The sequence below is a fragment of the Nocardia sp. KT25-26 genome (genome assembly GCF_056627695.1).
On record NZ_CM152813.1, the window covers coordinates 1,952,011 to 1,961,022 of the forward strand.

General features: G+C 69.6%; 10 protein-coding genes. 7 read left to right on the forward strand and 3 right to left on the reverse strand.

Annotated features, from left to right (window positions below):
* Positions 1–70 precede the first annotated feature (70 nt).
* The gene (locus AC1HFH_RS08945) at positions 71–412 is read left to right on the forward strand and encodes a DUF202 domain-containing protein (RefSeq protein ID WP_480246961.1); all 342 of its coding nucleotides are present in this window, start codon (positions 71–73) and stop codon (positions 410–412) included.
* Here the strand turns inward: AC1HFH_RS08945 and AC1HFH_RS08950 are convergent.
* Positions 399–968 carry a M23 family metallopeptidase gene (locus AC1HFH_RS08950; RefSeq protein ID WP_480246962.1) on the reverse strand — a complete coding sequence of 190 codons (570 nt, stop codon included), beginning with the start codon at positions 966–968 and terminating at the stop codon, positions 399–401. The genes AC1HFH_RS08945 and AC1HFH_RS08950 overlap by 14 nt on opposite strands.
* Positions 969–2,057: 1,089 nt before the next feature.
* Here AC1HFH_RS08950 and rpsB point away from each other — a divergent pair.
* The 5 genes from rpsB (at position 2,058) to AC1HFH_RS08975 (ending at position 6,424) form a co-directional block, all read left to right on the forward strand.
* Complete coding sequence (gene rpsB / locus AC1HFH_RS08955) at positions 2,058–2,915, forward strand: 30S ribosomal protein S2 (protein WP_480246963.1); 858 nt, start codon at positions 2,058–2,060, stop codon at positions 2,913–2,915.
* A 149-nt stretch (positions 2,916–3,064) separates the two neighbouring features.
* Entirely contained in the window at positions 3,065–3,889 is an 825-nt protein-coding gene (gene tsf, locus AC1HFH_RS08960; protein WP_480246964.1) for a translation elongation factor Ts, read from the forward strand.
* A 197-nt stretch (positions 3,890–4,086) separates the two neighbouring features.
* Positions 4,087–4,815, forward strand: a complete 729-nt coding sequence (gene pyrH / locus AC1HFH_RS08965; RefSeq protein WP_480246965.1) for a UMP kinase — start codon at positions 4,087–4,089, stop codon at positions 4,813–4,815.
* A 49-nt stretch (positions 4,816–4,864) separates the two neighbouring features.
* Positions 4,865–5,422 (forward strand): ribosome recycling factor, encoded by a 558-nt coding sequence (gene frr / locus AC1HFH_RS08970; protein ID WP_480246966.1) that lies wholly within the window; start codon positions 4,865–4,867, stop codon positions 5,420–5,422.
* A gap of 156 nt (positions 5,423–5,578) precedes the next feature.
* Positions 5,579–6,424, forward strand: coding sequence for a phosphatidate cytidylyltransferase (locus AC1HFH_RS08975; RefSeq protein WP_480247784.1), 846 nt, complete (start codon positions 5,579–5,581; stop codon positions 6,422–6,424).
* 15 nt (positions 6,425–6,439) lie between these two features.
* Here AC1HFH_RS08975 and AC1HFH_RS08980 read toward each other — a convergent pair whose 3' ends face one another.
* Positions 6,440–6,799: a LapA family protein gene (locus AC1HFH_RS08980; RefSeq protein ID WP_480246967.1), complete on the reverse strand. Its 360-nt coding sequence runs from the start codon at positions 6,797–6,799 to the stop codon at positions 6,440–6,442.
* Between the two features lie 107 nt (positions 6,800–6,906).
* Here AC1HFH_RS08980 and rlmN point away from each other — a divergent pair, with 107 nt between their 5' ends.
* A complete protein-coding gene (rlmN, locus tag AC1HFH_RS08985) occupies positions 6,907–8,016 on the forward strand; it encodes a dual-specificity RNA methyltransferase RlmN (protein WP_480247785.1) in 1,110 nt (369 codons plus the stop codon).
* A 9-nt stretch (positions 8,017–8,025) separates the two neighbouring features.
* Here rlmN and AC1HFH_RS08990 read toward each other — a convergent pair whose 3' ends face one another.
* Positions 8,026–8,760 carry a Crp/Fnr family transcriptional regulator gene (locus tag AC1HFH_RS08990; RefSeq protein ID WP_480246968.1) on the reverse strand — a complete coding sequence of 245 codons (735 nt, stop codon included), beginning with the start codon at positions 8,758–8,760 and terminating at the stop codon, positions 8,026–8,028.
* Positions 8,761–9,012 lie beyond the last annotated feature (252 nt).

Here is a 9,012-nt window from a genome sequence, read left to right on the forward strand (position 1 = left end):
AGTGGGCGAACGAGCCGACCGGCACGGCAGGCCTCGTACACGCGGGAGCCGTGGATTGTGAGGTGCCTCCGTGCGTGATTCCGGGGCTGCGGGCCCGGGGCCGTCTGCGGGCCCGGGGCCGGCGATGCTGGTCGCCGAACGCACGGCCCTGGCATGGCGCCGCACCGCGCTGGCGGCGGCGCTGTGTGCCCTGCTCTTCGGCAACCATGCCTTGCTGCTCGGTGGTGGTGCGGCCTTCGCGGCGACGGCCGCGGCTGCGGTGGTGAGCATTCTGTTGTCCGTGCTGGGCTGGCTCCGGGGGCGATCGCTTCGGCACGGTCACTGGGGCCACAGTGGTACCGCAGTGACCGCGACGGCTGCGGTGGTGATCCTGGCCGGGCTCCTCGCGATCCTGGTGGTCACCGCACGATAGATCCGGCGCCGTCATTCGCCCGCCGGCTGCGGCGCAGTGGTTTCAGCCGAAGCGGATACCGGTACAGCAGGCCCAGCGGATCGATGTACTCCCGGTGATTGCGGCGCGACGCCTCCCGGCGGGCACCCCAGTGCAGACATGCGGCACGGGGACAACCGGGGTGGCCCGCTTCGAGGACCCCGATGGGGGTGCCCCGCGCCACCCGGCGACCGGCGGCGAGCTCCGACCGGACCGGCTCGTAGGTGGTGCGCAGTCCACCCGAATGGCGGATCGAGACGACCGGCTTCCCCGCGACCATTCCGGCGAAGACGACGATCCCGGCACCGGCGGCCAGCACCGGCTGCCCCGGCGCCCCTGCCAGATCGACACCGCGATGACCCGGCAACCAGTCGTGCACCGGCCCGTCGAAACGCCGAGTCACCGGCGGGTGCGGTCGTAGCGGCCACACGTAAGGACCGGCCCGGCTCCGGGACTCCGGGCCCGGTTCAGCGTGCACCGGCCCCGCCCCGAGCCCGCTTGCCGCCCCGGCGGCGACGAGCACTGCTGCCAGCGCCACCCTCGCCCCCGGCCGGTCGCGTCCACGATGCCCCGAACCGCCCGGTCCGGTGGTGCCCGGCCGGTGCCGTCCCTGGACCGGTCGAGCGCCGCCACCATGGGATCCACCGGCCCACTTGCGGCACCCGAGCCCGCGTCTCGGAGCGGCGCGAGCATCGTTCGGCGGTTGGGAGCCGGGCGTAGCGGGGGTGTGGTGACCGGGTCCTCCGGCGGACGTGCGGTACTTGCGCCCGGGTCCCGGGGTGGTGTGAGCGCCGTTCGGCAGCTGGTATCCGGGCGTAGCGGTGGGGGCGTGGCGACGGGATTCTCCGGCGGACTCGCGGCACCCGTGCCCTGGCATGCGTGCGGTGAGAGCACGGTCCGGCGGTGAGCTGGGCGCTGTGGCGGGGGTGTGGTGACCCGGTCCTCCGGCGGACTGGTTGCACTCGCGCTCGCGTCTCGGAGCGGCGCGAGCATCGTTCGGCGGTTGGGAGCCGGGCGTAGCGGTGGGGGCGTGGCGACGGGATCCTTCGGCGGACTCGCGGCATCCGCGCTCGGGCATGCGTGCGGTGGGAGCACTCTCCGGCGGTGAGCCGGTGGCAGCAGTGAGGTTGTGCAGGCCGGGGTGCGACCCGCTGGGCGCCCGGTCCCGCGGCGGGATCGGGACCGGACACGGCGGCGGCGTGGACATGGCTCCACTCTGCTCGGCGGGGCGGCCCGGCCGGACCGGTCGGGGCCGATTGGGGACAAGGTTCCAGCATGTGAACACCGAGCTGGCCACAAGCCGGTGGGGTGGGGTTGCGCCGGGCTGATTTCGCACCCGGTGCGCGGGCGCGTAAACTGGGCAGGCGGTTTTTGTCCGGGACGTGGCCGAACGTGTTCGGTGCCCGGCGGAAATCGACTTCGCGCGCCACCCGATCCGTATGTCTGGGCGCTGCTCGCACAGCAGGTACGCCCTCCGGGTGTTTCCGCCCGGGCGAGGTTCCAGCGGCGGAAGTGGAAATCGTCGGCTGGTCCCGGTCCGAACCGGGTCCGGCGGTTTCGGTGGCGCCAGGGCGATCGATCGCCGATCGATCGCGACAACCGGCAACGAAAGCGAGATACGAGAGCCATGGCTGTCGTAACCATGAAGCAGCTGCTCGACAGCGGCGCACACTTCGGACACCAGACCCGGCGCTGGAACCCGAAGATGAAGCGGTTCATCTTCACCGACCGCAACGGCATCTACATCATCGACCTGCAGCAGACGCTGACCTACATCGACAAGGCCTACGAGTTCGTCAAGGAGACCGTCGCCCACGGTGGCACCGTCCTCTTCGTCGGTACCAAGAAGCAGGCCCAGGAGTCGATCGCGGCCGAGGCGACCCGGGTGGGGATGCCCTACGTCAACCAGCGCTGGCTGGGTGGCATGCTGACCAACTTCCAGACCGTGCACAAGCGCCTGCAGCGCCTCAAGGAGCTCGAGGCGATGGAGCAGACCGGCGGTTTCGAGGGTCGCACCAAGAAGGAAATCCTCATGCTCACGCGTGAGATGAACAAGCTGGAGCGCACCCTCGGCGGCATCCGCGATATGGCCAAGGTGCCCTCGGCCGTGTGGGTCGTCGACACCAACAAGGAGCACATCGCCGTCGGCGAGGCGCGCAAGCTCAACATCCCGGTCATCGCGATCCTGGACACCAACTGCGATCCCGACCTGGTCGACTACCCGATCCCGGGCAACGACGACGCGATCCGCTCCGCCGCCCTGCTGACCAAGGTCGTCGCCTCCGCGGTGGCCGAGGGTGTGCAGGCCCGCGCGGGCCGGGCCGCCGGCGATGTGAAGCCGGAGGCCGGCGCCGACGAGCCGCTGCCCGAGTGGGAGCAGGAGCTGCTGGCCCAGGCGAACCCGAACGCCGAGCCGGCGGTCGAGACCGCGGCCGAGGCCGAGGTCAAGGAAGCGCCCGCGGCGCACACCCCGGCCGACTTCTGAGTCGTTCGGTAGCTCACCGTTCACCTTGCCGGCCCGTCTGAGTTCAGGCGCGGTCGGCAAGGTGGTGTAAACCCGAGATACCCCAGTAGGGCCGATGGCCGAGAACACGAGCGCGCCAGCGCTCCGATAACACAGGAGGCTCGCCACCGATGGCGAACTACACCGCTGCTGACGTGAAGCGGCTCCGGGAGCTGACCGGATCCGGCATGATGGCCTGCAAGAACGCCCTCGCCGAGAACGACGGCGACTTCGACAAGGCCGTCGAGGCGCTGCGCATCAAGGGCGCCAAGGATGTCGGCAAGCGTGCCGAGCGCACCACCGCCGAGGGCCTGGTCGTCGCCAAGGACGGCGTGATGGTCGAGATCAACTCCGAGACCGACTTCGTCGCCAAGAACGCCGAGTTCCAGGAGCTGGCCGAGGCGATCGCCACCGCGGCCGCCGCCGCGAAGCCGGCCGATCTGGACGCGCTGAAGGCGCTGAAGCTGAACGACTCGACCGTCGACGATGCGCTGCAGGCCCTGGCCGCGAAGATCGGTGAGAAGCTGGAGCTGCGCCGGGTGGTCTCCCTCGACGCCCCGGTGGCCACCTACCTGCACAAGCGTGCCTCCGATCTGCCGCCGGCCGTCGGTGTGCTGGTCGAGTACACCGGTTCCGGTGACGCCGCCGCCGAGGCCGCCCGCGCTGCCGCCATGCAGGTCGCCGCGCTGAAGGCCAAGTACGTCACCCGGGACGAGGTGCCGGCCGACATCGTGGAGAACGAGCGTCGCATCGCCGAGCAGACCGCCCGCGAGGAAGGCAAGCCCGAGGCCGCCCTGGCGAAGATCACCGAGGGCCGCCTGAACGGCTTCTTCAAGGATGTCGTCCTGCTGGAGCAGCCGTCGGTCACCGACTCCAAGAAGACCGTCAAGGCGCTGCTGGACGAGGCCGGTGTCACCGTCACCCGCTTCGCCCGCTTCGAGGTCGGCCAGGCCTGATCCGGCACCGATCGGACCGTGGGCCCCGTGCACTGCACGGGGCCCACGGCTGTTCCGGGCCGGCCCGGCGCGGATCCGAAACCGGCACCCGGGGGTCTTGTACCGCTCCGGAATCCGGATAAGGCAGGATGGAATACGCTTCGCGGCGCGTGTGTGCGGCGACGAGTCCATCACCAGGGAGAAGGAGACCGACACCGATGACCGACCCGGGTAACGATCGCCCAGGATATCGCCGGGTGCTGCTGAAACTCGGCGGCGAGATGTTCGGCGGGGGTGGTGTCGGACTGGACCCGGACGTGGTGGAGGCGGTGGCCGAGCAGATCGCCGAGGTGGTCGCGACCGGCGCCCAGGTGGCCGTGGTGATCGGCGGCGGCAACTTCTTCCGCGGTGCGGAACTCGAGGAGCGCGGTATGGAACGCGCCCGCTCGGACTACATGGGCATGCTGGGCACCGTGATGAACAGCCTGGCCCTGCAGGATTTCCTGCAGAAGCAGGGCATCGACACCCGGGTGCAGACGGCCATCACGATGGGGCAGGTCGCGGAACCGTACCTGCCGTTGCGGGCCAAACGGCACCTGGAAAAGGGCCGGGTGGTCATCTTCGGTGCGGGTATGGGCATGCCGTACTTCTCCACCGACACCACGGCCGCGCAGCGCGCACTGGAGATCGGCGCCGACGTGGTGCTGCTGGCCAAGGCGGTCGACGGCGTGTTCGATGCGGACCCGCGGGAGGTTCCGGATGCGAACATGTTCGCCGAGATCAGCCACAAGGAGGTCATCGAACGCGGGCTGAAGGTGGCCGATGCGACGGCCTTCAGCCTGTGTATGGACAACCAGATGCCGATTCTGGTGTTCAATCTGTTGACCAAGGGCAATATCGCCCGAGCGGTCGCCGGTGACAGCATCGGCACATTGGTTCGGTCCTGACCCCGCATCCGCGGATCATGACGATGACGACGCAGTGGAGGAAACGGTCGTGATTGAAGAAGCGCTCTTCGACGCCGAGGAGAAGATGGAGAAGGCTGTCTCGGTGGCGAAGGACGATCTCGGATCCATCCGGACCGGTCGCGCCAACCCGGGCATGTTCTCCCGAGTGGTGGTGGACTATTACGGGTCGCCGACGCCGATCACCCAGATGTCCAGCATCACGGTGCCCGAGCCGCGCATGGTGGTGGTGAAGCCCTACGAACAGGCACAGCTGGGGCCGATCGAGACCGCGATCCGCAACTCCGATCTGGGGGTGAACCCCACCAACAACGGTGACATCCTGCGGATCACCATCCCGCAGCTGACCGAGGAACGCCGCCGCGAACTGGTCAAGCAGGCCAAGAGCAAGGGCGAGGACGCCAAGGTCTCGATCCGCAACGTCCGGCGCAAGGCGATGGACGAGCTGTCCCGCATCCAGAAGGACGGCGAGGCCGGTGAGGACGAGGTCGGCCGGGCCGAGAAGGAACTGGACAAGACCACGGCCAAGTACGTCGGGCAGGTGGACGAGCTGGTCAAGCACAAGGAATCGGAACTGCTCGAGGTCTGAGCGGGGAAGTCGGGTCGTCCCGCTCGGGCGGGGGATAACGGAAGCGACGAGTTGAGCGACGGGACAATCGTGGCCGAGAACGCCGCCGCCACCGGTGCGGCACCGGAGCCGGAACCAGCCGTTGACGCTGGTGCATCGGCCGATGCTGCCCAGCCGGTGCCGCAGCAGTCCGAGCCGCAACGGACCTCGCGGGCCGGTCGGAATCTGCCGGCTGCGCTGGCGGTCGGGCTGGGCCTGGGTCTGTCCCTGATCGCGATCCTGCTGTTCGTGCCGAAGGTGTTCATCGGCGTCGCCGGGGTCGCGGTCGGGGTGGCCACCTGGGAGGTGGCCAAGCGGCTCCGCGAGGCCGACGTGCTGGTGCCGCGGATTCCGCTGATCGCGGGTGGCCAGGCGGTGTTCTGGCTGGGCTGGCCGTTCGGTGCGAGTGGCGTGCTCGGCGCTTTCGCCGCGACGGCGCTGGCGTGCATGGTGTGGCGGCTGTTCGACCACGGCCTGCGCACGGCGCCGCGCAACTTCCTGCGGGATACCGCCATCACGCTGTTCACCCTGTCCTGGATTCCGCTGCTGGCGTCGTTCGCGACCCTGCTGCTCCTGGAACCGGACGGCAACCTGCGGGTGCTCACCTTCATGATCCTGGTGGTGTGCTCGGACGTCGGCGGCTACGTGGCCGGGGTGTTGTTCGGCCGGCATCCGATGGTGCCCGCGATCAGCCCGAAGAAGTCCTGGGAGGGGTTCTTCGGTTCCCTGGTGTTCAGCGTGATCGGTGGCCTGCTGACCGTCACGCTCCTGCTGGAAGCGAACTCGATGATCGGTGTCGTGCTCGGTATCGGGCTGGTGCTGGTGGCCACCGGTGGCGATCTGATCGAATCGCAGATCAAGCGGGAACTCGGCATCAAGGACATGGGAACGCTGCTGCCGGGGCACGGCGGCATCATGGACCGGCTGGATTCCATGTTGCCGTCGGCATTCGTCTCCTGGCTGGTGCTCAGCGCGCTGCTGTGAGCGCGGGCGCCGCCGTCAGTGCTTCTTGGCAGCGCGGCGCAGCTGCAGGATCCGGACCCCGCCGACCAGCCCCATCACCAGGGCACCGGCGATCACCGACAGCAGCACGGTGACTCCGAGCGGCAGCGACAGACTCCAGAACAGCAGCTCGACTTCCACCTGATCCAGATTCTGGATGATGAAGACCAGCAGGACGATGCCGATGATCGCGGCGGCGAGCAGCGCCGTCCAGGTGTAGCCGGTGCGCGATTTCGGCAGCGCGGTCTTACCGGGCCGGGCCGGGGCGGTGGCATCCGGTTCGCCGGTCGGCGGGGTCGGCTTCGCGGGATCGGCCGCATTGCCCGGATCGGGTGTGTGTTCGGGGTTGTGCGCCATCCTTCGATCATCGCCGATACCGGCGTTCCGGGCCGGGATCGGCGCGCTGTGGCTTCGCGATCCGGGGCGGGCGCGGCGGAACGGACGGTGTTTGGGAGAATGGACGAATTATGGCCTCCCTGCCCCTCGTCTTCGATGCCCCCCGCCGTGGTATGCCGCCGCGGCATCTCGCCGACCTGGATGCCGATCAGCGTCGCGAGGCGGTGCAGGAGCTGGGGCTGCCCAAGTTCCGGGCGGATCAGCTGGCCCGGCAGTACTACGCCCGGTTGCAGGCCGACCCGGAGCAGATGACCGATCTGCCGGCCGCGGTCCGGGAGCAGATCGGCAGCGCACTGTTCCCCCCGCTGCTCGACGTGGTCCGGCATATCACTTGCGACGACGGCGACACCCGCAAAACTCTGTGGCGGGCCGGTGACGGCACGCTGCTGGAGAGTGTGCTGATGCGGTACGCCGACCGCAACACCCTGTGCATCTCCAGCCAGGCCGGCTGCGGGATGGCCTGCCCGTTCTGCGCGACCGGCCAGGGCGGGCTCGACCGAAACCTGTCCACCGCGGAGATCGTCGACCAGGTGCGCGCGGCGGCGGCCGCGCTGCGCGACGGCGCGGTGCACGGCGGCCCGGGCCGGCTGTCCAATATCGTGTTCATGGGGATGGGGGAGCCGCTGGCCAACTACAAGCGGGTGGTGAGCGCAGTCCGCCGGATCACGGCGCCGGCGCCGGACGGGTTCGGGATCTCGCAGCGCAATGTGGTGGTGTCCACCGTCGGCCTCGCTCCTGCCATCCGCAAGTTGGCCGACGAGGACCTGTCGGTCACCCTGGCAGTCTCACTGCACACTCCCGACGACGAACTACGCGACACCTTGGTTCCGGTGAACAACCGGTGGCCGGTGTCGGAGGTGCTCGACGCCGCGCGCTACTACGCGGACCGGTCCGGTCGTCGTGTTTCGATCGAGTATGCCCTGATCCGCGACATCAACGATCAGCCGTGGCGGGCCGACATGCTCGGTGAGAAGCTGCACAAGGCGCTGGGGTCGCGGGTGCATGTGAACGTGATTCCGTTGAATCCGACGCCGGGTAGCAAGTGGGATGCCAGTCCGAAGCCGGTCGAACGGGAGTTCGTGCGGCGGGTGAATGCCCAGGGGGTGCCGTGTACGGTGCGCGATACCCGGGGGCAGGAGATCGCGGCGGCCTGCGGGCAGCTCGCCGCCGAGGAGTGACGGCGGCGGTCAGGCCGCGGTCGCCCGCAACTGCGCGGGTTCCCGCAGGATGACGGTGGCGTAGCCGACGGTGATCCAGCCCTGCCGTTCGAAATCCTTCAGGATCTTGTTCAGCGATTGGCGCTGGACGCCGAGCATTGCAGCCAGGGTCCGCTGGGTCAGCGGTACGGTGCCGTCCACTGCTTCGTCCAGGAGCAGTTGGGCCACCTGGACGGTCAGTGAGCGGCCCAGCATCGTGACCATCCGGTGCTGGCTCGCGGCGAGCCGCTGGGCGACGCTGGCCAGCCAGCGCCGGGCCAGCGGCAGGCTGTCGACCAGCAGCGCTTCGAAGTCGCGCAGCGGCAGGACCAGGGCCATGACATCGTCGAGGGCATGTCCGGTATAGGGCATGGCCACATCGAGGAGACATTCGACATCGCCGATGACATCGCCGGGGCGCAGCACGCCGGCCACCGCCCGGCGCGGTCGTCCCGCGCTCTTCGACAGTTCGATCCGGCCGTGCCGGACGATCCAAACGCCCACGGCCGGTGTGCCTTCGGCGAAGAGGGCGGCACCGCGCTCGAACAGCCTGGGCTGCAACGACCCGGCCAGGGCGGCGACATCGTCGGGGCCGAGCGCGGTGCGGCCACGACCCACGTACCGGGCCACCCAGGCAGCATGCCGGGCGGTGGCTTCGGCCGGGGCCGCGGCGGCGAGCAGAGCGGCCGGGTCCTCGTAGGCCGGAGCGGTTCGAATGGTCGACATCGTCGTTCACTTCTTCTGTTTCGGGGCGATTGTGGGTATACCGGCACGCCGACGGACCGGGTGTCGCCCGGTGGGCAGCGGATGCCGAGACGCTGAGCTCGGCCGGGAATCCCCCCCGGACCGTGCGGGCCGGTCGGACCGGCAGCGCGGGCGGGCGTGAATCAGGCGGGTGCCCGTCGTCGCCGGGTCCTGGCTCCCGCCCCGGTCAGGGGGTGGGGCGAACCGGTGGGCGAACGGCCGCTCGAGGTGTCG

Coding starts and splice junctions, on each gene's coding strand:
- rpsB (WP_480246963.1), top strand. CDS start 2,058: ATGGCTGTCGTAACCATGAAGCAGCTGCTCGACAGCGGCGCACACTTC.
- tsf (WP_480246964.1), top strand. CDS start 3,065: ATGGCGAACTACACCGCTGCTGACGTGAAGCGGCTCCGGGAGCTGACC.
- pyrH (WP_480246965.1), top strand. CDS start 4,087: ATGACCGACCCGGGTAACGATCGCCCAGGATATCGCCGGGTGCTGCTG.
- AC1HFH_RS08980 (WP_480246967.1), bottom strand. CDS start 6,799: ATGGCGCACAACCCCGAACACACACCCGATCCGGGCAATGCGGCCGAT.
- AC1HFH_RS08990 (WP_480246968.1), bottom strand. CDS start 8,760: ATGTCGACCATTCGAACCGCTCCGGCCTACGAGGACCCGGCCGCTCTG.